The 24,409-nt window shown below is 42.1% G+C and carries 27 protein-coding genes and 1 pseudogene; 17 read left to right on the top strand and 11 right to left on the bottom strand.

Going from position 1 to position 24,409, the window contains the following annotated elements; all coding sequences use genetic code 11:
* The first annotated feature begins 5 nt into the window (after positions 1–5).
* The 13 genes from QF028_RS22655 to QF028_RS22595 all read left to right on the top strand — a co-directional run bounded on the left by QF028_RS22655 (position 6) and on the right by QF028_RS22595 (position 8,874).
* Complete coding sequence (locus QF028_RS22655) at positions 6–1,265, top strand: ArgE/DapE family deacylase (RefSeq protein ID WP_429469061.1); 1,260 nt, start codon at positions 6–8, stop codon at positions 1,263–1,265.
* Positions 1,262–1,564, top strand: coding sequence for an urease subunit gamma (locus tag QF028_RS22650; RefSeq protein WP_214715196.1), 303 nt, complete (start codon positions 1,262–1,264; stop codon positions 1,562–1,564). The genes QF028_RS22655 and QF028_RS22650 overlap by 4 nt, the downstream gene beginning before the upstream one ends.
* Before the next feature lie 208 nt (positions 1,565–1,772).
* The gene (locus tag QF028_RS22645) at positions 1,773–2,099 is read left to right on the top strand and encodes an urease subunit beta (protein WP_429469058.1); all 327 of its coding nucleotides are present in this window, start codon (positions 1,773–1,775) and stop codon (positions 2,097–2,099) included.
* Entirely contained in the window at positions 2,099–3,811 is a 1,713-nt protein-coding gene (gene ureC / locus QF028_RS22640) for an urease subunit alpha (RefSeq protein ID WP_429469055.1), read from the top strand. The genes QF028_RS22645 and ureC overlap by 1 nt, the downstream gene beginning before the upstream one ends.
* Before the next feature lie 10 nt (positions 3,812–3,821).
* The gene (gene ureE, locus QF028_RS22635) at positions 3,822–4,268 is read left to right on the top strand and encodes an urease accessory protein UreE (protein ID WP_429469052.1); all 447 of its coding nucleotides are present in this window, start codon (positions 3,822–3,824) and stop codon (positions 4,266–4,268) included.
* Positions 4,269–4,275: 7 nt separating this feature from the next.
* Positions 4,276–4,947, top strand: coding sequence for an urease accessory protein UreF (locus QF028_RS22630; protein WP_429469049.1), 672 nt, complete (start codon positions 4,276–4,278; stop codon positions 4,945–4,947).
* Between the two features lie 24 nt (positions 4,948–4,971).
* Positions 4,972–5,583, top strand: a complete 612-nt coding sequence (gene ureG / locus QF028_RS22625; RefSeq protein WP_215002782.1) for an urease accessory protein UreG — start codon at positions 4,972–4,974, stop codon at positions 5,581–5,583.
* The gene (locus QF028_RS22620; protein ID WP_429469045.1) at positions 5,584–6,402 is read left to right on the top strand and encodes an urease accessory protein UreD; all 819 of its coding nucleotides are present in this window, start codon (positions 5,584–5,586) and stop codon (positions 6,400–6,402) included.
* Between the two features lie 119 nt (positions 6,403–6,521).
* Entirely contained in the window at positions 6,522–6,977 is a 456-nt protein-coding gene (locus QF028_RS22615; RefSeq protein WP_410884312.1) for an SRPBCC family protein, read from the top strand.
* 102 nt (positions 6,978–7,079) lie between these two features.
* On the top strand, positions 7,080–8,015 hold the full coding sequence (locus tag QF028_RS22610) for a dipeptidase (RefSeq protein WP_429469042.1): 936 nt from the start codon (positions 7,080–7,082) through the stop codon (positions 8,013–8,015).
* Positions 8,012–8,146, top strand: coding sequence for a hypothetical protein (locus QF028_RS22605; RefSeq protein ID WP_429469039.1), 135 nt, complete (start codon positions 8,012–8,014; stop codon positions 8,144–8,146). Before QF028_RS22610 ends, QF028_RS22605 begins: the two co-directional genes overlap by 4 nt.
* 5 nt (positions 8,147–8,151) lie before the next feature.
* Positions 8,152–8,382: an excisionase family DNA-binding protein gene (locus tag QF028_RS22600; protein ID WP_088085696.1), complete on the top strand. Its 231-nt coding sequence runs from the start codon at positions 8,152–8,154 to the stop codon at positions 8,380–8,382.
* 117 nt (positions 8,383–8,499) lie between these two features.
* Positions 8,500–8,874, top strand: coding sequence for a DUF488 domain-containing protein (locus tag QF028_RS22595; protein WP_429469036.1), 375 nt, complete (start codon positions 8,500–8,502; stop codon positions 8,872–8,874).
* A 13-nt stretch (positions 8,875–8,887) separates the two neighbouring features.
* Here the strand turns inward: QF028_RS22595 and QF028_RS22590 are convergent.
* Together QF028_RS22590 and trhA are read right to left on the bottom strand one after the other, a co-directional pair.
* A pseudogene (locus tag QF028_RS22590) lies at positions 8,888–9,199 on the bottom strand (YitT family protein); the annotation flags it as partial.
* 41 nt (positions 9,200–9,240) lie between these two features.
* Positions 9,241–9,888, bottom strand: coding sequence for a PAQR family membrane homeostasis protein TrhA (trhA, locus tag QF028_RS22585; RefSeq protein WP_429469034.1), 648 nt, complete (start codon positions 9,886–9,888; stop codon positions 9,241–9,243).
* 130 nt (positions 9,889–10,018) lie between these two features.
* Between trhA and QF028_RS22580 the strand changes: the two genes are divergently transcribed.
* Complete coding sequence (locus QF028_RS22580; RefSeq protein ID WP_429469032.1) at positions 10,019–10,609, top strand: DUF1836 domain-containing protein; 591 nt, start codon at positions 10,019–10,021, stop codon at positions 10,607–10,609.
* Here QF028_RS22580 and QF028_RS22575 read toward each other — a convergent pair.
* On the bottom strand, positions 10,600–12,168 hold the full coding sequence (locus tag QF028_RS22575; RefSeq protein ID WP_429469029.1) for a glycosyl hydrolase family 28-related protein: 1,569 nt from the start codon (positions 12,166–12,168) through the stop codon (positions 10,600–10,602). The two genes, QF028_RS22580 and QF028_RS22575, sit on opposite strands and share 10 nt — an antisense overlap.
* 122 nt (positions 12,169–12,290) lie before the next feature.
* On the opposite strand from QF028_RS22575, the gene QF028_RS22570 reads away from it, so the two are divergent.
* The 3 genes from QF028_RS22570 (at position 12,291) to QF028_RS22560 (ending at position 14,003) form a co-directional block, all read left to right on the top strand.
* Entirely contained in the window at positions 12,291–12,935 is a 645-nt protein-coding gene (locus QF028_RS22570; RefSeq protein ID WP_429469026.1) for a glycosyltransferase, read from the top strand.
* A gap of 166 nt (positions 12,936–13,101) precedes the next feature.
* Positions 13,102–13,416: a DUF3892 domain-containing protein gene (locus QF028_RS22565; RefSeq protein ID WP_429469024.1), complete on the top strand. Its 315-nt coding sequence runs from the start codon at positions 13,102–13,104 to the stop codon at positions 13,414–13,416.
* A gap of 11 nt (positions 13,417–13,427) precedes the next feature.
* Positions 13,428–14,003: a GNAT family N-acetyltransferase gene (locus tag QF028_RS22560; protein ID WP_429469022.1), complete on the top strand. Its 576-nt coding sequence runs from the start codon at positions 13,428–13,430 to the stop codon at positions 14,001–14,003.
* A gap of 68 nt (positions 14,004–14,071) precedes the next feature.
* On the opposite strand, the gene leuD is transcribed toward QF028_RS22560, so the two are convergent.
* From leuD to ilvD, 8 genes are all read right to left on the bottom strand, one after another.
* Positions 14,072–14,653 carry a 3-isopropylmalate dehydratase small subunit gene (gene leuD, locus QF028_RS22555; RefSeq protein WP_429469020.1) on the bottom strand — a complete coding sequence of 194 codons (582 nt, stop codon included), beginning with the start codon at positions 14,651–14,653 and terminating at the stop codon, positions 14,072–14,074.
* Between the two features lie 3 nt (positions 14,654–14,656).
* Positions 14,657–16,078, bottom strand: coding sequence for a 3-isopropylmalate dehydratase large subunit (gene leuC, locus QF028_RS22550; RefSeq protein ID WP_429469017.1), 1,422 nt, complete (start codon positions 16,076–16,078; stop codon positions 14,657–14,659).
* A 109-nt stretch (positions 16,079–16,187) separates the two neighbouring features.
* A complete protein-coding gene (gene leuB / locus QF028_RS22545) occupies positions 16,188–17,294 on the bottom strand; it encodes a 3-isopropylmalate dehydrogenase (RefSeq protein ID WP_215002811.1) in 1,107 nt (368 codons plus the stop codon).
* Positions 17,295–17,326: 32 nt separating this feature from the next.
* Positions 17,327–18,871 carry a 2-isopropylmalate synthase gene (locus QF028_RS22540; protein WP_429469014.1) on the bottom strand — a complete coding sequence of 515 codons (1,545 nt, stop codon included), beginning with the start codon at positions 18,869–18,871 and terminating at the stop codon, positions 17,327–17,329.
* The gene (gene ilvC, locus QF028_RS22535) at positions 18,858–19,892 is read right to left on the bottom strand and encodes a ketol-acid reductoisomerase (RefSeq protein ID WP_214715225.1); all 1,035 of its coding nucleotides are present in this window, start codon (positions 19,890–19,892) and stop codon (positions 18,858–18,860) included. The genes QF028_RS22540 and ilvC overlap by 14 nt, the downstream gene beginning before the upstream one ends.
* Before the next feature lie 27 nt (positions 19,893–19,919).
* Positions 19,920–20,441: an acetolactate synthase small subunit gene (gene ilvN / locus QF028_RS22530; RefSeq protein ID WP_214715227.1), complete on the bottom strand. Its 522-nt coding sequence runs from the start codon at positions 20,439–20,441 to the stop codon at positions 19,920–19,922.
* Positions 20,438–22,165, bottom strand: coding sequence for a biosynthetic-type acetolactate synthase large subunit (gene ilvB, locus QF028_RS22525; protein WP_429469009.1), 1,728 nt, complete (start codon positions 22,163–22,165; stop codon positions 20,438–20,440). Before ilvB ends, ilvN begins: the two co-directional genes overlap by 4 nt.
* 573 nt (positions 22,166–22,738) lie before the next feature.
* The gene (ilvD, locus tag QF028_RS22520; protein ID WP_429469006.1) at positions 22,739–24,409 is read right to left on the bottom strand and encodes a dihydroxy-acid dehydratase; all 1,671 of its coding nucleotides are present in this window, start codon (positions 24,407–24,409) and stop codon (positions 22,739–22,741) included.

The raw sequence follows: 24,409 nt of genomic DNA, 5'->3' as shown, positions 1-24,409 counted from the left end.
GTTTTATGAATCAGGATAAGGAAAGTTTGGTCCAATGGATTGAGGAGCACCAAGCAGAATTGATTGATTTTTTAAAAAAAATAGTGCAAGTTCCTTCAGATAACCCCGCTGGTGATTGTTACCCTATTGCTGCTTTCTTACACCACCAGCTTCAAGAACTTGGCTTTGTGGATGTATCTCTATTAGAGGTAGATGAAGAGGAAGTCAAAGCTGCTGGAATGATTAGTTTGGCAAATGTCCTCAGCAGCACCGAGTTTGGGAACGGGGAAGGAACAAATATTGTCTTAAATGCACATGGTGATGTGGTGCCCCCTGGGTTAGGCTGGAGTGTTGACCCATACGGAGGGGAGATCATTAATGGAAAGATGTATGGACGGGGCGTGGCAGTTTCTAAATCTGATATTGCTGCCTATTCATACGCTGTTTTAGCCTTAAAAAAAGTCAAAATCAGTCACCCTCTGCAAGGGAAAGTCGACCTTGCTTTTACTTTTGATGAAGAAACAGGCGGAGAATTAGGACCAAAAAGGCTGCTTGATCAAGGCCATATCAGTCCTGACCAGGCGATTGCAGCTGGCTTTACATATTCGGCAGTTAATGCCCATAACGGCTGTTTACATTTTGAAGTGAAAACAACAGGGAAGTCTGCCCATGCCGCCCTGCCACATACAGGAATTGATGCGCTTGAGGCGACGACAAAGATCTTAAATGGTTTATACGAATATAGGCAGACTCTCGCGTCCAATAAATCTACTGTGCCTGGGATTGACCACCCAACCTTGGTTGTCGGTCTCATTTCGGGAGGAATTAACACAAATGTTGTACCTGACGAATGTACAATAAGGGTTGACCGAAGATTGATTCCAGGTGAAGACGGGGTTCAAGCGGAAGTGGAATTTAGAAAAGTTGTGGAAGAAGCGGTCAAGACGACCCAAGGAATAAAACTAGAAATTCGAAAAATACTTCATGCAGAAAGCTTCGGGCCTGTTCCGGAAGATTCACCACTGATTTCAGCATTATCCACGAACTGGCAGTCCATTATGAAAGGGAAAGGTGATTTAGCGATAAACGGAGTACCAATCTATGCAGATGCCCGTCATTTTTATGAAAAAGGCATCCCAACAATCATGTTTGGTGTTGGGCCCAAATTGCTGGAAGAGGCTAATGGGCACCGGGCTGATGAAAATATCCGTGTAGATGATCTGGTTGATGCCACAAAGATTATTGCCTGTACACTTTATGATTTACTAGGGGGAGGTAAGGGATGAAATTAACCCAGCGGGAGCAGGAAAAATTAATGATTGTCATAGCAGCAGACTTGGCCAGGCGCCGAAAGGACCGGGGACTAAAATTAAATTATCCCGAAGCGATTGCCATCATCACCTACGAAATTATGGAGGGGGCAAGAGATGGGAAATCGGTGGCTGAATTAATGAGTGAGGGAACAAAGATATTATCAAGCGAAGATGTGATGGAAGGGATACCGGAAATGATTCACGATATCCAAGTAGAGGCAACATTTCCAGATGGAACCAAGCTTGTTACCGTACATGAGCCGATTCGCTAGATTTAGAGCGGTTTGGTGTGACTTTTATCTAATTTTACAAGAAAGATAGGGGGATTTTACAAAATAGAGGGTTAATTTTACAAAAAACAAATTTATTTTACGAATGAGAAGTTCGATTTTACAAAAAATGAAGTTATTTTACGAAATAGATAGTTAATTTTACGGTAAATGTAAAATAACTTCCAATTGGGGAGGGGGAGTAAAAGAAATGATACCAGGAGAATATCGATTAAGGCAAGAGCCGATTAATTGCAACCAGGGTAGGAAGGCTTCTAAAGTTATGGTGCTCAATCAAGGTGACCGGCCAATTCAAATCGGGTCCCATTTTCATTTTTACGAAGTGAATTCCGCACTAAAATTTGAACGAGACCAAGCATTTGGCAGGCACCTAAATATCCCTGCCGGTACCGCTGTCCGGTTTGAACCAGGGGATGCGAAAGAGGTAGAACTCGTTCCCTTCTCCGGTCAGCGTGAAGTCTATGGGTTAAATAATAAAACAGATGGCCCATTGGACCAAGGAGAGGGGAATCCGTAATGAGCTTTCGAATGTCGAGAAAGCAATATGCAGACATGTTTGGTCCTACAACGGGTGATGCCATCCGGCTAGCGGACACCGATTTATTTATCGAAATAGAAAAGGATCTTACCGTTTATGGTGATGAGGTCAAATTTGGCGGCGGAAAAGTAATCCGTGACGGGATGGGACAGCATCCGCTTGCTACACGAGCAGATGGGGCACTTGATGCTGTCATAACCAATGCGATTATTCTAGATTATAGCGGGATTTATAAGGCGGACATTGGAATTCGTGATGGCCGAATCGATGGGATTGGAAAAAGTGGAAATCCTCTTTTAATGGAAGGGGTAGACATGATCATTGGGGCTTCAACGGAAGTCATTGCTGGAGAAGGCATGATTGTAACAGCTGGCGGCATTGATGCCCATATCCATTTTATAAGCCCGCAGCAAATCGAAACCGCCCTTTCATCTGGGATTACAACCATGATTGGCGGCGGCACTGGTCCGGCAACCGGAACAAATGCAACCACTTGTACACCGGGAGAATGGAATATTCACCGAATGTTAGAGGCTGCCGAGGAATTCCCAATGAATCTTGGGTTCTTAGGAAAGGGGAATTCGTCCGCTGAAGAACCGTTAATTGAACAAATCAATGCCGGTGTGATTGGACTTAAACTGCATGAAGACTGGGGGACGACCGCCTCAGCCATTGACCACTGCCTCAGGGTAGCGGACAAGTATGATGTCCAAGTTGCCATTCACACCGATACATTAAATGAAGGCGGTTTTGTCGAAGATACTTTGGCAGCAATTAATGGCCGAGTTATCCATACTTACCATACAGAAGGGGCCGGCGGCGGTCATGCTCCCGATATTATTAAGGTCGCAAGCTTCCCGTATATCCTGCCGTCATCCACCAATCCAACACGACCTTATACAAAAAATACCTTAGATGAACACTTAGATATGCTAATGGTTTGTCATCACTTAGACCCGGACGTACCTGAGGACATTGCCTTTGCTGATTCACGCATCAGAAAAGAAACGATTGCAGCGGAAGATATTCTCCACGACATGGGCGTATTCAGCATGATAAGTTCAGATTCACAAGCAATGGGAAGAGTCGGCGAAGTGATTACTCGAACCTGGCAAACCGCTGATAAGATGCGAAAGCAACGAGGCAAGTTGCCTGAAGACACAGGAGTAGGAGATAACTCCCGTGTAAAGCGATACATTGCCAAATATACGATTAATCCGGCAATTACGCACGGTATTGCTGAGGAGGTTGGTTCGGTGGAAGTGGGGAAATTGGCGGATCTCGTCATTTGGGAACCTGCATTCTTTGGTGTTAAACCAGAGATCGTCATTAAAGGTGGAATGATTGCCCACAGTTTAATGGGAGATCCGAATGCCTCCATTCCTACTCCGCAGCCAGTTCTGTACCGTCCAATGTTTGCTTCCTTCGGAAAAGCCAAGTACAGCACCTCGATTACTTTCATGTCAAAAGCAGCCATTGAACTTGGTGTACCTGAAAAGCTTGGACTAAAAAAACAAATCAAACCAGTACAGGGAATTCGCCAACTATCAAAAACAGATATGAAGCTCAATGCGGAAATGCCAACAATTGTAGTCGATCCACAAACCTATGAAGTTATTGTGGATGGTGAGCTAGTGACCTGTGAACCAGCAGAAGTATTACCGATGGCACAGCGTTATTTCTTATTTTAGGAGGAAAATCATGATTATTGAACAAATCGTGGGAAATGTAGATGAAATCGCAGCCTCTGGCCGACACATCGAAAGAGTATATTTAGCCAGTGATGACTTAGTGAAGCGAATTCAGCGGGTGACAACGGACCACGGTAAAGAGATTGGCATCCGGCTGAAAGAACCAAAAGACCTGATTGATGGCGATGTATTATTCATGGATGACCGAAATATGATTGTTGTCAGTGTCACGAGTGACGACTTGCTGGTAATTCATCCGACAAGCTTTAAGCAAATGGGGGAAATTGCGCATCAGTTGGGTAACCGACACCTGCCTGCACAATTTGAAGGCCAGGTGATGCTCGTCCCATATGATTATCTTGTTGAAGAACTGCTGAAACAATTAGAGATTCCATACGCAAGGGAAGATAGAAAAGTGAAAAAGGCATTCCGGCATATCGGTCACTCCCATGGATAATCAACTCTTGTCCTTATTGCAAATAGGGGATTCCAATTTTCCGTCGGGAGCTTTTTCACATTCATTTGGATTGGAAACCTACATACAGGAAGAAATCGTCTATAGTAAGGAAACCTTTTTTGAATGGATTCGAATTTACTTGGAAAAACAAATCGCCTATACCGATGGACTTGCCTGCCGCCTAACCTTTGACGCCTTATTTAAAGATGATATCGAAGGGCTATGGGTGCTCGATCAAAAATTGTTTGTCCAGAATATCCCTAAAGAAGCACGAGAGGCAAACCGGAGGATTGGGGAAAGATTGATTCGGATGGGAATTGATTTATATTCGATCCCATTATTAGACGAATACCTAAAAAAGATACGTGCCAAGGTGGCGTATGGTCATCCTGGAATTGCTTTTTCGATTATCTGCCAGTACTTAGGAATCGAGAAAAGACAAGGAATACTGACTTTCCTGTATTCAAGTATGGTGACCCTTATTCAGAATGGTGTAAGAGGGATACCACTAGGGCAAACAGCCGGTCAACGTATTCTTTTAGAATTACACCCTTATTTACAAAAGACTACAGAGATAATTGAAGGAATGGATGCTGATGACTTTGGAGCTGTGGCTCCTGGAATTGAAATTTCACAAATGCGCCACGAGAGATTACATACCCGTTTGTTTATGTCCTAAAAAATGATGAAAGAAGGGGTAACGATGGAACCGATACGTATAGGAGTTGGCGGACCAGTTGGAGCAGGGAAGACGTTGCTTGTGGAGCGATTAACGAGACACCTCAAAAATGAATATAACATGGCGGTCGTAACCAATGACATTTACACCAAGGAAGATGCACAATTTTTAATAAAAAATAGTGTACTTTCAGAGGATCGAATTATTGGTGTGGAAACAGGAGGATGCCCGCATACGGCGATCCGGGAAGACGCATCCATGAATTTCGCCGCCATTGATGAGCTAAAGGAGAAACATCCGAATCTATCACTTATTTTTGTCGAGAGCGGCGGCGATAACCTAGCTGCCACCTTTAGTCCCGAACTCGTGGATTTTTCTATTTATATTATTGATGTAGCCCAAGGGGAAAAAATTCCGCGTAAAGGCGGCCAAGGGATGATTAAATCTGATCTGTTTATCATCAACAAAATTGATTTAGCCCCATATGTAGGAGCAAGCTTAGAAGTTATGGAGGCAGATACAAAGCTGGCAAGAGGCAAGAAGCCATATATCTTTACAAACTTAAAAGAGGATGTTGGTGTAAACGAGGTTATTGAGTGGCTCAAGTTAAATGCGCTATTGGAAGGATTAGGGTAAGTGGAACAGCGGACCGGATATTTGCGAATAACAGGTGCAAAGAAAGGTAAGAAAACGATTCTAAAAGAATCCTACTCAGAGGGTGCATTAAAAATTACTAGACCTGTTTACCTAACAGGAGGCGGCGAAGCCTATTTTTATGTGATGAATCCGGGCGGGGGATACATTGATGGTGATTCCTATCAAACGGTCATCTTATTGGAGGAGGATGCTGAGGTAGTTGTTACCACCCAATCCTCTACTAAAATATATAAAACACGAACCTCTCCGGCTTTTCAGGAAATGGACATTCATTTGAAAAGCGGAAGTGTTTTAGAATATCTTCCAGATCCAGTCATTGCTTACCAGCATGCTTGTTTCAAACAGCGTACTGTCATTCGCATGGAACAAAACTCTTCTCTTATTTGCACAGATATTTTTACTCCAGGCTGGGCTCCTGATGGGACACTTTTTAAATATGACTTACTCCAAGCAAAAATGGAAATTTATATGGAAGACAAACTTATTTTATTTGATCATGTTAAACTTCAACCTGACAATGATCTTAAAGGGATTGGCATGATGGAAGGATTTTCTCATTTTGGGACGATGATTGTTATTGATCATCGTATCAATCCTTCTTTAGTAGAAGAGTTGCAAGAAATTCTCGATACTTTCCTTGATGTTAGAATTGGTATTTCGATACTAGCCGTATCAGGGTTTGCGCTAAGGGTATTGGCTAATACCACACAGGTTATAGAAAAAGTCTTACATGTCTGTCATGAAATCATTAGGATCAAAGTATTGGAAAAAGAACCTGTATTTCTAAGAAAATATTAATCGGCTGGTGTATCATCCATCGCCGATTTTTTCTTGTCTTTACTGGAATAATTGTAGTTCGGTTTTTCATTGCAGTATAATGAGAGTATCTAGAATGCCTATATTTGAGGAGGGAAGAAATGAGTAAGCTTTTTGTTGACCAAACGATTGAAATCAATGCTCCAGCGTCAAAGGTATGGGATATTCTTACGGTCAGTCAGTATAATAACCGTTGGGCGACTGAATTTTCAAGCGGCGGACCACAGTTTCATCTCGATTCCACCTGGGAGCTCGGAAGTCCTGTACTATGGAAAGGCGAGGATGGGACCGTCATTGTTGAAGGAAATGTGACGGCTCTGGAGCCAAATAAACTACTCCGCTTTACCGTATTGGATGTCCGAAGTGAGGAAAAGGCACTTGTCACGGAAGAAGACGGGATCACCTTCCGTTTGTCTGAGGACAATGGAAAGACGACTCTACATATTTTACAAGGGGATTTCTCAGTGATGCCGGAAGGGAAGAAATACCGCGATTTAAGTGCTGAAATTTGGGACAAGGTGCTCCCAATGGTCAAAGAAATGGCGGAATCAAACTAACTAGTTTTTTTTGAAAAACTTAAATTTATGTTGGGCTAGGTAAATGATTCTCCTAGCCTTATTTTGTTGTGTTAAAATTTTTATAAAAAGGAGACTTGCTAAATGAATATCATTGACTTACATTGTGATGCCCTAATGAAACTCCAAGAAGCGCATGGTACGTTACGATTTGCTGATTCGCCGGAGTTACAAACTTGTAAAACACGCCTCCAGCAGGGCCAAATCAAAGTCCAGTGTTTTGCGATATTTATTGAACCCGAAATAAAGGGGGACCAGAAATTTCAGGTTGTCCTTGAGCAAATCGATTATTTTTACAAGGAAGTGCTTGGGAAAAATCCAGACATGTTCCATATCAAAGAATGGTCGGATTTTGATCGCTTAAAGATCGGTCAGATTGGCGCAATGTTAACGCTTGAAGGCGTGGACCCAATTGGCAACGATTTATCGAAGCTCCATATTCTCTATCAACTAGGTGTCCGTTCCGTTGGTTTGACATGGAACCAAGCCAATCTTGCCGCTGATGGCGCTGGTGAACCGCGCGGCGCGGGGCTGACGCTGTTCGGAAAAGAAATTGTCGAGTTTAATAACGAGCATCAAATCCTGACCGATGTTTCTCACTTAAGCGACAAAGGGATTTGGGAAGTCATTGAATTAGCCAAGTATCCGATTGCGAGCCACTCGAATGCTCGATCACTATGCAACCATCTGCGAAACCTCACAGATGAACAGGCGGCGGCGATGTTTGCTAAGGGTGGACTCATTCATGTTGTCTACAATCCACCTTTTGTAAAAGAATCGGGAGAAGTGACGATTTCAGATCTTGTTAAACATATTGATCACTTTTGCTCATTAGGAGGGGTAAAACAAATTGGTTTCGGCTCGGATTTTGATGGGATTTCGACATTTATTACTAATTTGGAAGACGCCTCTAAGAGCCAAAATCTTATTAATGAACTATTAAAATATTACAGTGAAGAAGTGGTCCGCGGATTTGCCTATCAAAACTTTCTTGACCATCGTCCAGGGATGATCCGATGAAGAATCAACTTTTTACAGCGGCGACGGAAGCAGCTGAGGAAGCGATACTCAATTCATTGTCACAAGCGGTCAATGCAATGGGAAAAGCAGGCCGGGTTGTCCAACAAATCAATTTATTAAAAGAGGAGTAATCATATTGTACATTACTATAAAAGAGACAGCAGAATATTTATCGGTTCCTGAGGCAACTGTCAAAAGCCTCATCCAACAAAAGAAAATCCGCGCCCTATTTGACGGGGAAGAGTACCTAATCTACAAAGAACAATTCAGCACCCACCTAAAACAAATGGAAAAATACAAACAACTAATCGAAGAAATCCTGAACGAACCCATCCCAGAAAGTATCGACGTAAAAGACGAAGATTAACTAAGTCGTATTTGATACCATTTCAATTTTGGTGCCTGACACCATTCGTGGACAAATCTATGGATTTGTCCATACCGGGTGGACACAAAACCTAATATAAGAATGAGGTGAATTATTATGTCTAATCTTTTTATGAAAAGGATCTATGAGCCCTATGAGGAAATGGATGGCTGCCGAATCTTAATTGACCGCTTATGGCCGAGGGGGATTTCGAAAGAAGCCGCGAAGCTTTCGTTTTGGTTTAAAGATCTAGCTCCAAGCAATGAGCTGAGGAAGTGGTTTTGTCATAAGCCTGAGTTGTATGAGGAATTTAGTAGAAGATACCTTAATGAACTTCGAACCGACGAACAAAAGCGGGAATACATCCGGCAAATCATTGAAATGGAAGCTAAGGGCCCAGTAACACTCCTCTATGGAGCTAAGGACCCGGTCCATAATCACGCACTGGTATTGATGGAGGAACTTGGTAGATTAATTGGGATAGAACGATGAAGTAGGAGGGATTTCAATCGTATGATGCCCGTGGAGAGGGGGAAATTGGTCCAGCGGTAATCATAGGAAGCGTGTGATGCCCCATCCAAAAATCAGCCCGGAAATCCCCACCACTAAAAAATTCATACAAATATTTAAAAAGCCAACCTGTAAGTTCCTTTTTTTTTGCAAGAGTGAGACTAACTATATCCGATCCGCCAGTCGAGCCTCCAATCCGAATGATAATTTCAACCGCAATTCCATAAAGAGCCCCTCCAATGATGGAAGAAAGAAGAATATCATTGCTAATCGGATGAATCGGAATAAATTTCATACTGAATGATAAAACAAAAACGCCATCAACGAGGGCGTTTTAATATCTCAAAATTAAATGACATAAAGGAACACGGTTAAAAAATGCGCAAGACTTCCTAGCAAAATGAAAATATGGAAAATCTCATGGAAGCCCATGTATTTTGACTGCAAGAACTTAGGTTTGGCACCGTAGATCACCCCGCCAATCGTATAAAAAATTCCCCCGAGGATGAGCAAAAATAAACCAATCGGGTTTAAGCTTCCAGTTAGCGGCGAGAATACAAACACAATCATCCAACCCATCGCTAAATACAAGGAGGTAGAAATCCAGCGAGGGCAATTAAACCAGACCATTTTAAAAACAACCCCGCTAATTGCAATTCCTGCAATAATTGAAAATAGAATAGCACCTATTTTTCCGTTCAAACTGATAAAGCAAAAAGGAGTATACGTACCTGCGATTAAAATGAAAATCATCGAATGATCCAGCCGTCGTAAAAAGGCAATGACTTGATCTCGAGCAATTACCATATGATAGGTGGCCGATGCCGAGTAAAGCAGAATCATACTAACGCCGAAAATAATGACCGCAGTAATTGCAGCCGGTGAACTTGTCGTCGCAGCCGCCTTGATAACCATCGCAAGCAACCCGACAAAAGCTAAAACTGCTCCAGCTAAATGGGTTAGTCCGTTGATAGGTTCGCGAATGTAATTATTCATTTTATATGCCTCCCAGCACATCATGTAGTTTTAATAACTACTTATTATAATAACGATATATCGACATCTAGTCAATGCATATATCTTTAGGTATAATAAAAAAATAAAGAACATGATTGGAGATAAATGAATGGAAAATATCAATCAAATTATTGAGCAACTCGGCTTAGAAGCCTGCTTAGCTTTAGATGAGATCCCACAGATCGATTTATATATGGACCAGGTGATTCAATTATTTGAAAATAAATTCACGGAAACAAAACGGAATGAAGACGACAAAGTCCTCACCAAAACCATGATTAATAACTATGCAAAAGGAAAGCTCATTTTTCCAATCCATAATAAAAAATATTCAAAAGAACACCTAATCCTCATGAGCTTAATTTACCAGCTAAAAGGGGCCTTATCCATCAATGATATTAAAGTTACCCTTCAAGGGATCAATCAAAAAATTATCAAAGAGGAGATGGAATTAGATTCTTTTTATACGAGTTATCTGAATTTAACACGCCAAAATGTTGAGGATTTCAAAGTAGACATTGAGGAAAGAGTAAAGGATGTTAGAGAAGAAATCACCGAGGATGAAAAAGGAAACTCGCCGTATCTTGAGCAGGTATTAATGATTTCTTCTCTCGTTCATATGAGTAATTTATATCGGAAAGTGGCCGAAAAACTAGTCGATGACATAACAGTAGGAAAAGAAGCAAAGCGTCACAAATAATTGTCGACGCTTTTTGCATTTTCAATGGTAATATCTTTGACCCCTAATCCGACTTCGATCACTTTTGGTGAGGAATTTCGGCTGATCAAATCATAAATTTGAATAGAATCCGCTCGATTTTCGCCACCGAATACTTTAATATCGATCCCCGCTTTTTTAAAATCTTTAACAGATATATGTTTTACTATCACATTTCTGGCCCGATACTGAAGGGCAATTACCGGTTGGCCTTTGTAGTCATAATCAGGATCACCAACCAAAGTAAAATGGTTAATGACTACATTTTTATAAGCTGAGACAACCATTCCGCGTGGCGTTGAGCCTTTATATAACTCAGTAAAAATCGGTGCGATGGATACAAGATTGGCAGCACTAATATTGTAGGCAGTTTGAGATTCAGCCTCCGTGCTTTTGTGATGTCCAATATGCCGGAAATTAAATGAGCGGTTATCGTTGACAGAAATATGCCCGATAATTTGTACATTTGAAGCGGCTGAAGAATTTTCGTGCGCTTTAATTTCCACCCCGCCAAAGCAACGAGCAGAAGAATTATTGAAAAGGACCACATTCCTCGAACCATCATCGACCTCAATCCCGTTGGAGTTAGAAAAGCCCATCTTGTGGGCACGACCACTTGGATCGCACATATGGCAGCGTGAGATAAAAATATAATCGCTGTGGTGGGTGGTGATACCATCATCGCCGAAGCCATATCCATTTAGGTTATCAAGCCAGACATACTTGCTGCCGCCGCGGGCGCGAAACCCGTCACCGGCATAATTATACAGAGTTGATGAAACATCAAAGCAATGCAGTCCTGGATTAATCGCTTCAACATCCTTAACCCAGCCATAGGTAACATTTGCATACGTTAAGCAGCTTGAGTGATTCCCCCAGGTACTTGTTTTAACGACATTGCCTAGTCTTTCTACATTCCAGTCCAAACTTAGCGACCCCACGAAAAGATGGTGATTTCCGTTCCAATGATTAGAGTTTGTGATGAGTCGGGTGCCTTTTTTAGCTGAATCATGAAGTTTAATGGTTGTCACACCTTTTCCTACGCCAACAAACATGGTCCAAGAGGGCAGTTGGATTCCCTTTGTTATAAATACTCCAGCTGGTACAACCACTTTCACCTTGCCATTGCCAATCGCTTTTTTAAATGCAAGGGTGTTATCCGTCTTCCCATCGCCAATTGCTCCAAAATCTTCAACATGGACCTCTTTCATCATATTCTTATGTAAATTCAAGTTTTCTTCATCCAACATACCTTTCCAATCCGGAATCACATTTCCTTCAGAATCTACCTTAACCTTTACTAGATCATCAGAATTGGCGGTCGTCGATAAGAGACGAAAAAAAGCTGCTGTCATTTTTTGAAGAAGTGATCCTGTTAAATGAGGATTTTCCTTCTGACGAGGAGAGGCTTCATTCCCACGTGTTCGATTGAAAAGCTGCTCAGTTTCTTGAATGGCCCTTTTTAGGTCCAATTGGTTTGTATATTTGGCAAGGATTGCGGCATTCTTTCTTGGATCATGGTTTTTCTCTAAATAAAGCAATCATTTCTCACTCCAAAGGAAATTCTTATTAAAATTATTATGACATTTTTCGGCGATAAATAAAATTTTCATTTTTGGGGAAAAATCCTTTTGAATTAAATTTAATAGAAGGAGATTAACATTTGAAAAAATTTACTAAGAAATTTACCGTATTGCTATTGTCTATCGCCTTAATTTTACCTGCCATTAGCGTGAAAGCAGCTCCACCAACACCTCAGAAACAGGTGATGAGCGAGTCTGCTCACCAGCTAAAGTTTAACTTTAGAAGACTTTGGATGGAGCATGGCATTTGGACGAGAAGTTATATTGTTAGTGCGGCAGCAAATCTTGAGGACCAAGAAATTGTCCTGGCAAGACTTTTGAAAAATCAAGATGAACTCGGAAATGCAATCAAACCATTTTACGGCGAAGCAGCAGGAACCAAGCTTGCACAATTTTTACGAGAGGATATCCTGCTTGCCGGAAAGGTACTCGAAGCTGCCAAAGCCAATAACCAAGCTGATTTGCAAAAATATAATACTGCATGGTACAAAAATGCGGATGATATTGCCGCATTTCTCAGCAGTACAAATCCAAACTGGAATAAAAATGTATTGAGGCAGTTACTTCATGCGCACTTAAAAATGATTACACAGAGTGTACTAGCAAGACTTAAAAAGGATTGGAACGGAGACATTCGTGCTTTTGATGAAGGCGAAATCCACCTGATTAAAATTGCTGACGTCATATCAGATGGAATCATCAAACAGTTCCCTCAGAAGTTTTAACAAAAGGAGAGCTTAGCTTGTTGACAGAATTTGACCAGTCTACAAGCTTTTTTTGCTCGTAGTTATTTATCTCATGTTTTTAATTTTGAAAAACGTAAATGAGGTGTCTAGCGGGGATAATTAACAAAAAAAGAAAAATACTAACAAATGTTCGGAGGTGGAATCAATGGATCAAAAAGATTTTGAACAAATTTATGAAGAATACAAGCAGGAGAGTCAGCATCAAGCCCAAATTGAAGCAGGTGATAGTAATCCAGATGGCAAAGAAGAGTTCGTTTCCGTCAGGAAGAACGATGATGGAGATATTATCGCTTTTAAAACAAGCACTGGACGCGAGTTGGATTATATCACGGCTTTGAATGAGGCGAAAGCTGGCAAGATCGCTCATGTGGATGTCTTTCACAAATATGGTCGTGACATTATCCGTAGTGAGCCAGACGGAATTAAAGAAAATAATCTGGATCAATTACCTGGTTTTTAAGGAGTGTTTCCATGCATTGGTATGAAAAGTTGAATCAGTATTTTCCTGTTGAAGAAATGAAATCAAGAGCTCACATGGAAACCTTACTGAAAGAACGTTCAAACATCTATCATAAAGATGAGGGGCCAAACCATGTTTTGATGTATGCGGAATTAGACAATTTTGTATTTATTGATTATCTATTTGTTTCAAAAAATGCCCGTGGACAGGGACTTGGCCATAAACTCTTGGAAAAGTTAAAACGAAAAGGTAAGCCCATTATCCTTGAAGTAGAACCAGTCAACTATGAAGACAGCCATTCCGAAAAACGTCTCCATTTTTACAAAAGAGAAAAATTCGAGCACGCCGTGTCTATTGGTTATGAGAGAAGATCATTGGCGACAAATGAAGTTAATAGGATGGAAATCCTCTACTGGGCGCCTAATGAAGAATCAGAAGAAATGATTTTTGAAGCCATGAGAAAAACATATGATATGATTCACACCTATAAAGATCATCAGTTTTATGGTGAATCATATGAGCCAGTTGAGGAGGTCCTGACCTTTAACGAAGAAACTGAGAATAAAAATATTTTAAACGGGTTGTGACACCGGTGCTGTGCTTTCTCCAATTAAAAAGTAAAAAAATGAGCCTGGGTATCCAAGCTCATTTTTTATTATTTACTTAGTTCGTATTGTGAAATTTTATCCTCATATGTCAAGGTAACACCAATTTCATCCCAGCCATTCAACAGCATTACTTTAGGATATGGGGCAATTTCGAATGTAACCTTAAAGCCTTCGTTATCATAAACCACTTGATTCTCAAGGTCTACGGTTAATTGGTATTCTTCGGATTCAGCCTTTTTAATAATGTACTGAACTTGTTCGTCACTAACCTGGATTGGGAGAATCCCATTTTTTACACAATTGTTTTTAAAAATATCTGCATAACTCGGGGCAATGACAATTTTAAAGCCAAAATCTTGAACTGCCCATGGAGCGTGCTCACGAGAAGAGCCGCAGCCAAAGTTTTCACCGGCAACCAAAATTGATGCGCCATTATATTTTGGTTCATTCAGAGAAAAATCAGGTCGAAGATTTCCATTGTCATCAAAGCGCCAATGATAAAACAGGAATTGTCCAAAGCCGCTGCGTTCAATCCGCTTTAAAAACTGCTTAGGGATAATTTGGTCAGTATCAACGTTTGACCGGTTTAATGGATAAACAAGGCCTTGATGGGTTTTTAACGGTTCCATATATTATCTAACCTCCTGTGCTGCAGAGAATTGACGGACATCAACGAAGTGGCCTGCAACTGCGGCCGCGGCTGCCATTTCAGGACTGACAAGGTGGGTTCTGGCCCCGTTACCTTGGCGCCCTTCAAAATTTCGGTTAGAAGTAGAGGCGCAGCGTTCCCCCGGTGGAACGATATCATCATTCATCGCAAGGCACATGCTGCATCCTGCTTCGCGCCATTCAAAGCCTGCATCTGTAAAGACTTTATCAAGTCCTTCTTTTTCTGCCGCAAGCTTAACGCTAAATGAACCAGGAACAACGATGGCGGTAACAGATGGGCTGACCTTTAAGCCCCGTATAACCTCAGCTGCACTTCGTAAGTCGCTTATGCGCGAATTTGTACAAGAACCGATGAAAACATGGTCAATTTTTACACTTGAAATAGGCTGACCTGCTTCAAGACCCATGTATTCAAGCGCGCGGTTAATCTCGTCCTTTTCGCTTGTCTTCTCAGTTTCATCAGGGTTTGGTACATTGGAAGTAATTGGAATACACATTCCTGGATTTGTTCCCCACGTTACCTGTGGTTCAACTTCGGCTGCTTCAATTTCAACAACCCGATCATAGGCAGCATCTTCATCCGTAGCAAGAGCCTTCCATTGTGCAACTGCTTCTTCAAACGCTGCCCCTTGAGGGACATGCCGTCTTCCTCTTAAGTATTCAAAAGTGGTTTCATCCGGAGTAATAAGCCCGGCTCTAGCACCAGCCTCAATAGACATGTTACAAACCGTCATGCGTTCTTCCATGGAGAGGGCGCGGATGGCTTCACCTGTATATTCCATCACATAGCCCGTTCCAAATTGGACACCGAATTTACCGATGATGGCAAGAATTAAGTCTTTAGCAGTTACGCCAGTACCTAGCTTTCCGTTCACTTTGACATTTAATGTTTTGGGCGGTGCTTGCCAAAGTGTTTGTGTTGCAAGAACATGCTCGACCTCACTTGTACCAATTCCAAAAGCAAGTGCACCAAATGCACCATGTGTAGAGGTATGACTATCACCGCAAACAATCGTTTTACCAGGCTGGGTAAGACCAAGTTCAGGTCCAATTACATGGACAATCCCGTTATCAGGATGATGAATATCAGCGAGTGTAATCCCGAATTCCTGACAATTCTCTTGCAGTGTATCGATTTGTTTTTTTGAAATAGGGTCATTGATTACAAGACGCTGGCGAGTTGGAACATTATGATCCATCGTTGCGAAAGTAAGGTCCGGTCGTCGCACCTTGCGCCCGTTCATTCGCAAGCCCTCAAATGCCTGTGGAGAGGTTACTTCGTGAACAAGGTGTAAATCAATATATAATAAATCCGGCTTTCCCTCTTCTTGATGTACAACATGCTTTTCCCAAATTTTTTGGATAATATTTTTTGGTGTTTGCATAGCGTCCTTCCTCACATTTATGAATTTTATTGTATGACTAACTAACAAATATTTTGGATAAATTTAGGGGTAAATCGCAACAAAGACGATTTACCCACCCAATCAATCATTAAAAATAACAGCTGGCGATACATTTCGAAGCGTTTTGCGATTTAATATAATCTGCAATAAGCTTCGTCATTTCCGCTGTCCCAACAAGGCGTCCATTTGCAACTTGAAGATCGCCTGTGTGGAAGCCAGCATCTAAAACAGATTGGACTGCATCTTCAATCACTTTTGCTTCGTCATTCAATTGGAATGAATAGCGGAGCATCAGTGCTGCAGACAAAATCATTGCAACTGGATTGGCTATACCCTTACCAGCGATATCTGGGGCAGAGCCATGAACAGGCTCATAAAGACCAACCCCATTTTCATTTAAACTAGCAGAAGGAAGCATACCAAGTGATCCTGTGATAACAGAGGCTTCATCGCTTAAAATATCACCAAATAGATTCTCCGTTACAATTACGTCGAACTGAGTTGGGTTAGTGATTAATTTCATAGCAGCAGCATCTACTAAAACATGTTCAACGGCTACATCTGGATACTGAGCTTTTTTCTCTTCGACAATTTCGCGCCATAGCTTACTGGATTCAAGTACATTTGCTTTATCAACCGAAGTAAGATGACCGCTGCGCTGCTGGGCTGCTTGAAAGCCCTTATCAACAATTCTTTCAATCTCTTGGCGAGAATAAACAAGCGTGTCTACAACGGTGTTTCCGTTGTCGCGGCGTTCACTTGGTGTTCCGAAATAAAGGCCGCCAGTTAATTCACGAACGATAAGGAGGTCGCTCCCAGAGACTACTTCTTCCTTTAAGGGTGATGCATGAAGAAGGTTTTTAAATCCTTTGATCGGCCTTAAATTCGCATATAAATCAAGTGCCTTTCGGATTCCAAGCAAGCCTCGTTCAGGACGTAAATGGGAGGGATTGGTATCCCATTTTGGCCCCCCAACAGCACCCAGCAAGACCGCATCTGCCTGTTTACAAGCATTAACGGTTGTTTCAGGAAGCGGTGTGCCGTAAAGGTCAATGGCTGCTCCTCCGATTTCATGGCTTTCAAAGCTAAAAGTATGATTGTATTCTTCAGCAATTGCATTTAACACGTCTTTTGCAGAGTTAATAACTTCCTTACCAATGCCATCACCGGGAAGTAAGACAATTCGTTTTTTCATTAGAAGCAACCTCCTCATTTTTGTTTGGTTTTTTATAGATTAGCCATCTCTTTCACAGTTGAACTTTGATTGAAAAATACACGATTCACTGCGTTCAAGAATGATTTTGCTGAAGCTTCCAGTACATCCTGTGCTGAACCGCGCCCGGTTACAGGTGATCCGTTCACCGTCATTTTGACATGAACCTCAGCCAGTGCATCACGTCCTTGACCGATCGAGCTTAATCTAAAATCAGTAAGATGGATTTCTTCTTTAATCAATGCTTCCAAGGTATTCATTAAAGCTTCGACACTGCCTGAGCCTGTGCGCGCCGTTTCCACGCGAATACCTTCGGGAGTGGTTAGAGCCACAGTTGCGGTTGGCAAGTTTGCTGAACCGTAATGGACTTGGAAGGCAACCAGTTCATATTTTTTAATATCAACAGCCGTTGTTTGGATATCGGTTAAAATTGCAAATAAATCTTCGTCTGTTACTTCTTTCTTACGATCGGTTAAAAGTTTAAAAGCAGTAAACGCTTCGACTAGTTTTTCGTCCGAAAGTTCAAAGCCCATTTGCTCAATTTTATCTTTGAATGCATGGCGGCCGGAATGTTTGCCAAGAACTAAATCATTAGATTTAACCCCTACTAATTCAGGCGTAATAATCTCATAGGTTAACGTATTTTTTAAAACGCCATCCTGGTGGATCCCTGATTCATGTGCGAAGGCATTTTTTCCAACAACTGCTTTATTCGGAGGAACAATCATACCTGTAAAGCGGCTGACAAGGTCACTCGTGCGTTTTATTTCTTTTAACACGAGATTCGTAGTATAAGGATACTTATCTTTACGAATATTTAAGGCAACTCCAATTTCCTCTAAAGCTGCATTACCTGCGCGTTCTCCAATTCCATTAATCGTACCCTCGACTTGCGTAACCCCGTTTTCAATGGCAGCTAGGGAATTGGCAACGGCCATCCCTAAGTCATCATGGCAATGGCAAGATAAAGCTGCTTTATGAATATTTGGAACGTTGTCGCGGATGTAGCGGAACATGCGTCCATATTCTTCAGGTGTGGTATACCCGACTGTATCCGGAAGGTTGATGACTGTTGCACCGGCATCGATGACCTTGGTAATAATTTGAACGAGAAAATCAAGGTCAGAGCGAGAAGCATCTTCAGCAGACCACTCAATATGCGGGAAGTTCCGTTTAGCATATGAAACCATGTCTACCGCTATTTGGGTGACTTCCTCAGGTGTTTTCATCAGTTTATATTGCATATGGATAGGAGAGGTGGCAAGGAAAACATGCAACCTTGGTTCTGCAGCATCTTTTAACGCATCCCACGCAATGTCAATGTCCGATTTCGTCGCTCTTGCCAGGCCTGTGACAGATACATTTTTAATATTCCGGGCGATTGCTCTTACTGCTTCAAAATCGCCTTGGGAGGAAGCCGGGAAGCCGGCCTCCATAATGTCAACACCAAACCGTTCAAGTTGTCTTGCGATTTCCAATTTTTCAAGCTGGTTTAAATTTACACCAGGGGACTGTTCGCCATCGCGTAATGTCGTATCGAAGATGTTAACGTGAACCATTTACCACCACTTCTTTCTTTGCATTTACTGGTTTGTTTTTAATAAACGGCATTAATGCACGAAGCTCACGGCCTACTTGTTCAATTTGGTGATTGTTTTCAGCGCGATTAATAGCGTTGAATTGTGGGCGGTTTGCTTGGTTTTCAAGGATCCAGCCTTTAGCAAACACTCCAGTTTGGATATCTGTTAATACGTCTTTCATCCGTGCTTTTGTATCTGCATTTACGACACGTGGTCCAGAAACGAAATCTCCCCATTGTGCAGTATCGGAGATTGAATAACGCATATTTTCAAAGCCACCTTCATATAAAAGGTCAACGATTAATTTTAATTCATGTAAACACTCAAAGTAGGCAACTTCAGGCTGATAACCAGCTTCAACAAGAGTTTCAAATCCAGCTTTGATAAGGGCAGTAGTTCCGCCGCAAAGAACAGCTTGTTCTCCGAAAAGATCTGTTTCTGTTTCTTCTTGGAAGGTAGTTTCCAAAACACCTGCACGGGCTGAGCCAATACCTTTTGCATAGGCAAGGGCAAGATCACGTGCTTGACCAGTGTAGTCTTGATAAACTGCGTAAAGTGCTGGTACACCAGCGCCTTCAGTGTAAGTACGACGTACTAAATGTCCTGGGCCTTTTGGTGCTACTAAGAATACGTCTACATCTGCAGGAGGAACGATTTGGCTAAAGTGAACATTGAAACCATGGGCAAAAACAAGGGCTTTACCTGCTTTAAGGTGTTGTTCGATGCTTTCTTTGTAAACCTTTGGCTGCATTTCATCAGGAAGAAGAACCATAATAACGTCAGCTGCTGCAGCTGCCTCTGCAACTGAAGTAACTTCAACGCCATCTTCAACTGCTTTATCCCATGATTTTCCGCCTCTTAATCCAACTACTACATCAAAACCGCTCTCTTTTAAATTAAGTGCATGTGCATGACCTTGTGAACCATATCCAATTACTGCGATTTTCTTTCCTTGTAAAACCTCTTCTTGAATATCTCCGTTATATAGTACTTTTGCCATGATCTATCATCCTTTCAAGGTAAATTATTATTTTTGTAGGGTGTGGTGAGTTAGTTCGTTTACGTGCGGTTGATGCCCGCGTAAAAGGGCGGTCAACCCTGTTCTGGCAATCTCTTTAATTCCATAAGGGCGAAGCAATTCTAGTAATGCATCGATTTTTTCAGGTTTGCCGGTGATTTGAACGGCTAAGCTATCCTTACTTACGTCAATAACAATCGCACGAAATGGATCAATAATTCCGTTAATCTCACTGCGGAGCTGGCTGCTGCTGGCTACTTTAATCAAGGCCAATTCGCGGACAACGACTGCTTTATCAGTAATATCAGAAACCTTTAAAACATCAATCTGTTTATTGAGTTGCTTTGTCACTTGTTCGAGACGCTGTTCATCTTCAATCTCGACAACCAGGGTCATTCTTGAAACACCTTCCGTTTCTGTTGGACCAACGGAAATACTTTCAATATTGAATTGCCGTCTTTGCAAAAGTCCAGTAACGCGGTTGAGTACACCGGCTCGATCCTGAACGGTTGCGGTTATGATTCGTTTCATGGTTTCACCCCAATCATTTCATGGATTCCTTTGCCAGGAGCAATCATTGGGAATACTTTCTCTTGTTGAAGTACACGGCAATCAACTAATACCGGACCATTATGAGCAAATACTTCCGGTAAAACAGTGATCAGTTCTTCTTGATTATTAACCCGATAACCCTTAATCGAATAGCTGTCTGCAAGTTTGACAAAATCAGGCTGTGTATGAAGGATCGATTCTGAAATACGGTTTCCGTGTAATAGTTCCTGCCATTGGCGAACCATTCCAAGTGCGCCGTTGTTGACAATAATGATTTTTACAGGAAGGTTTCTTTCATAAATTATCGATAATTCCTGAAGTGTCATTTGAAAACCGCCATCTCCAACAATTGCAACAACGGTACTATCCGGTGCGGCAATTTGTGCGCCAATCGCAGCAGGGAAGCCAAAGCCCATTGTTCCAAGTCCGCCAGAGGTAATCCAGCGGTGCGGCTCTTTAAAAGTGTAATACTGTGCTGCCCACATTTGGTGCTGCCCTACATCGGTTGCGACGATGGCGTCACCGTTCGTTACTTTATGGACTGCTTCAATGACCCATTGCGGACACATTCCGTTTGGATCATGCTTATACCAAAGCGGATATTCCTGCTTGTTTTGGCTCAGTTTTTCCAGCCACTCAGCAGAATTTGGTGATTCAATCGCTTGATCAAGCAGTTCAGTAAGTGCCTCTTTCGTATCAGAAACGATTGGGAGATTTGTTGGAACATTTTTACCAATTTCGGCTGGATCGATGTCAATATGGGCAACCTTCGCAAAAGGTGCGAAGTGTTTAAGATTACCTGTTAGTCTGTCATCGAAGCGGGCTCCAAAATTGATAAGCAGATCACATTCGTAAACGGCCATGTTAGCTGCATATGTTCCGTGCATTCCACCCATTCCTAACGAGAGGGGATGATCTGCCGGAAAAGTACCAAGTCCAAGTAAAGTTGTGACCACCGGGATCTGGTGTTTTTCCGCCAAAGCTGTTAGTTCAGCAGAGGCTTTCCCATGGAGAACACCTGCGCCTGAAAGAATTACAGGCTTGATCGCCTTTGAAATCGAATCGGCAAGCTTTTTAATTTGTAATGGATTTGGCTTTGTTGTTGGCTGGTATCCAGGTAAATTAATGCTCGCTTCTTCTGGTTCCTCAGTTAAAAATCCTGCGGAAATATCTTTAGGGACATCGACTAAGACGGGCCCTGGTCGTCCGGTAGAAGCGATATGAAAAGCTTCCTTGACGATGCGTGGTAAGTCCTCGATAGATTGTACCTGATAGTTATGTTTAGTGATTGGTGTTGTAATCGCCATAACATCAGCCTCTTGGAAGGCGTCAGTTCCAATGACACTTCGTGCAACCTGACCTGTGAATATAACAAGCGGCAGGGAATCCATCATCGCATCAGTTATTCCTGTCACAAGGTTGGTTGCCCCAGGTCCTGATGTGGCAAGAACGACTCCAGGTTTCCCTGTAACTCGGGCATACCCCTCAGCTGCATGGATCATTCCTTGTTCATGTCGGAAGAGAACATGCTTGATTGTACCCTGGGCGCGGTAAATGGCATCATAGATTGGAAGGACGGCACCCCCGGGATATCCAAACAGCGTTTCCACACCTTCTTTTTTCAGTAAGTCGATGAGAAGGTCTGCACCGGTTCTCGGCTCTGTTGTAGTTTGGACCTCAAGCTTTTTTGCTTCTACTTTCACGTCATAATCCCTCCTTAAGGGTAAAAATTGAATGTAGATGTCGAAAAATAGTGATTTGTCATTTTTGTATTATAATATAGAAATTTGTAAATAAACAGAAAATTTTGTTGGGAAAACGTCGGAATTTGACAATAAATCTTTATGCATAGTCAAAAAGGCCCATTCTCCACGAATTAACTGCAAAAACGAAAACATAAGCAGAATAATCGGGGAGAAAAGGCCTTTCATTTTCTCGGTACCACCCGGTTTTACAGTATCCTTACGAATACTGCCTTATGAAGCGACCCACTAATCCATAGAACGCTTCTTTTTGTAACAGGTGCTCAAAGATATGCACCCGATTGAGCCTACTAAAGTCAGGACCGTTCGGCTCAACACTCAGGGATGATGTCGGAATAAGTTGTATTACTGGGCTTCCAGCAACCCCAGCTCTCTGAAAATACTAAATCTTATTCCTTTATTCCCGTCATCGATTTATTCGCTATTTTTTTGTCAAAAGATCTTCATTTAACGCCAATAGTACCTTAACTTCCTTAGGAAGGGGAGGGGTACTACGAATTCCCATTGGTATTTCTAAAATTTCATAATGCCGCCAGTATTGGCAGATGTAACGAGTTTTGCATATTTTGCAAGGTAACCTGTTTTGATTTTTGGTTCAGGTTTCACCCATGCCTTACGTCTTTCTTCTAAAACTTCGTCATCAACTAGTAGTTGGATGGAGCGTGCTTCTAGCTCGATTAAGATTTTGTCACCATTTTCAACAAGGGCGATTGGTCCGCCTTCTGCTGCTTCAGGAGAGATATGACCGATAGAAATACCACGGCTGGCTCCCGAGAAGCGTCCATCTGTAATTAGGGCAACTTCTTTACCTAATCCACGACCCATAATCGCGGAAGTAGGTGCAAGCATTTCAGGCATTCCTGGACCGCCTTTTGGACCTTCATAGCGGATAACGACAACGTGTCCCGCTTGGACAGTGCCATTATTTATATTTTCTTGTGCTTCATCTTGGGATTCAAAAACAATTGCTTCACCCAAGAATGTTTTAATGGATGGATCAACAGCACCAACCTTGATAACACCACCATCTGGAGCAATGTTTCCATAAAGGATGGAGAGTCCACCAACAGGGCTATATGGATAGTCTTTACTCCGGATGACCTGTTCATTCGTGATTATTGCATCCTTGACATTCTCCTCAAGTGTCTTTCCAGTAATAGTTAAGCAGTCCTTATGCAGCGCGCCTTCAACTTTGTAAAGCTCATTAATAATTGCGCTAATCCCGCCAGCGCGATGTACATCGTCCATCGAGTAATCGGATGCTGGCATTATTTTTGCTAAATAAGGTACTTTTTCTGCAATTTTGTTAACATTACGCAAATCATATTCAATCCCAGCCTCATGAGCGATAGCCAGTGTATGAAGAACCGTGTTGGTTGATCCGCCCATGGCCATGTCTAGAGCAAATGCGTTATCAATTGCATCTTTTGTAATGATGTCACGTGGACGAATATTTTGTTTCACTAATTCAATTAAATGCCTTGCAGCTTGGCGAATTAATTCATGCCTTTGTTCTGAAGTTGCGACAATTGTTCCGTTTCCAGGAACAGTCATCCCTAAAACTTCCATTAGACAGTTCATGGAGTTGGCTGTAAACATCCCTGAACATGACCCGCAAGTAGGGCAGGCATTGTTTTCGATGTCAAGCAGTTCCTGTTGGCTGATTGTACCGTTATGGTAAGCCCCAACACCTTCAAATACTGAAGTAAGGGAAAGGTTCTTACCAGTCGAAGGTGAAACACCTGCTTCCATTGGGCCACCTGACACAAATACAGATGGGACGTTGGTTCTGGCTGCTGCCATTAACATTCCGGGTGTGATTTTATCACAGTTTGGAATGTAGAAAACACCATCGAACCAATGAGCGTTAATGACTGTTTCGGCACTATCGGCGATTATCTCGCGACTTGGCAAGGAGTAACGCATGCCAATATGGCCCATTGCAATGCCGTCATCCACACCAATCGTATTAAATTCGAAAGGAATACCGCCAGCTTCACGGATGGCCTCTTTTACAATCTCACCGAAATGATTAAGGTGTTTATGTCCTGGAATAATTTCAATAAACGAGTTACAGACACCGATAAATGGCTTTTCGAGATCACTCGTTTTTACCCCTGTTGCATATAAAAGGCTGCGGTGGGGTGCCCGATCAATTCCCTTTTTAATCATATCGCTACGCAT

It is taken from the genome of Neobacillus sp. B4I6 (assembly GCF_050434045.1).
Taxonomy (GTDB): Bacteria; Bacillota; Bacilli; order Bacillales; family Cytobacillaceae; genus Neobacillus.
Note: the sequence above shows the minus strand (reverse complement) of the source record. Positions and strands in the feature narration are given on the sequence as shown.

Bases quoted from the DNA above. Each gene is read 5' to 3' on its own strand.
- ilvN (WP_214715227.1), bottom strand. From the start codon at position 20,441: ATGAAACGAATCATAACCGCAACCGTTCAGGATCGAGCCGGTGTACTC.
- QF028_RS22645 (WP_429469058.1), top strand. From the start codon at position 1,773: ATGATACCAGGAGAATATCGATTAAGGCAAGAGCCGATTAATTGCAAC.
- ilvC (WP_214715225.1), bottom strand. From the start codon at position 19,892: ATGGCAAAAGTACTATATAACGGAGATATTCAAGAAGAGGTTTTACAA.
- QF028_RS22655 (WP_429469061.1), top strand. From the start codon at position 6: ATGAATCAGGATAAGGAAAGTTTGGTCCAATGGATTGAGGAGCACCAA.
- QF028_RS22615 (WP_410884312.1), top strand. From the start codon at position 6,522: ATGAGTAAGCTTTTTGTTGACCAAACGATTGAAATCAATGCTCCAGCG.
- ureE (WP_429469052.1), top strand. From the start codon at position 3,822: ATGATTATTGAACAAATCGTGGGAAATGTAGATGAAATCGCAGCCTCT.
- leuD (WP_429469020.1), bottom strand. From the start codon at position 14,653: ATGGAACCGTTAAAAACCCATCAAGGCCTTGTTTATCCATTAAACCGG.
- ureG (WP_215002782.1), top strand. From the start codon at position 4,972: ATGGAACCGATACGTATAGGAGTTGGCGGACCAGTTGGAGCAGGGAAG.
- QF028_RS22650 (WP_214715196.1), top strand. From the start codon at position 1,262: ATGAAATTAACCCAGCGGGAGCAGGAAAAATTAATGATTGTCATAGCA.
- QF028_RS22605 (WP_429469039.1), top strand. From the start codon at position 8,012: ATGAAGAATCAACTTTTTACAGCGGCGACGGAAGCAGCTGAGGAAGCG.
- leuC (WP_429469017.1), bottom strand. From the start codon at position 16,078: ATGCAAACACCAAAAAATATTATCCAAAAAATTTGGGAAAAGCATGTT.
- trhA (WP_429469034.1), bottom strand. From the start codon at position 9,888: ATGAATAATTACATTCGCGAACCTATCAACGGACTAACCCATTTAGCT.
- QF028_RS22610 (WP_429469042.1), top strand. From the start codon at position 7,080: ATGAATATCATTGACTTACATTGTGATGCCCTAATGAAACTCCAAGAA.
- QF028_RS22560 (WP_429469022.1), top strand. From the start codon at position 13,428: ATGCATTGGTATGAAAAGTTGAATCAGTATTTTCCTGTTGAAGAAATG.
- ilvD (WP_429469006.1), bottom strand. From the start codon at position 24,409: ATGCGTAGCGATATGATTAAAAAGGGAATTGATCGGGCACCCCACCGC.
- QF028_RS22595 (WP_429469036.1), top strand. From the start codon at position 8,500: ATGTCTAATCTTTTTATGAAAAGGATCTATGAGCCCTATGAGGAAATG.
- ureC (WP_429469055.1), top strand. From the start codon at position 2,099: ATGAGCTTTCGAATGTCGAGAAAGCAATATGCAGACATGTTTGGTCCT.
- QF028_RS22580 (WP_429469032.1), top strand. From the start codon at position 10,019: ATGGAAAATATCAATCAAATTATTGAGCAACTCGGCTTAGAAGCCTGC.
- leuB (WP_215002811.1), bottom strand. From the start codon at position 17,294: ATGAAAAAACGAATTGTCTTACTTCCCGGTGATGGCATTGGTAAGGAA.
- QF028_RS22565 (WP_429469024.1), top strand. From the start codon at position 13,102: ATGGATCAAAAAGATTTTGAACAAATTTATGAAGAATACAAGCAGGAG.
- QF028_RS22540 (WP_429469014.1), bottom strand. From the start codon at position 18,871: ATGGTTCACGTTAACATCTTCGATACGACATTACGCGATGGCGAACAG.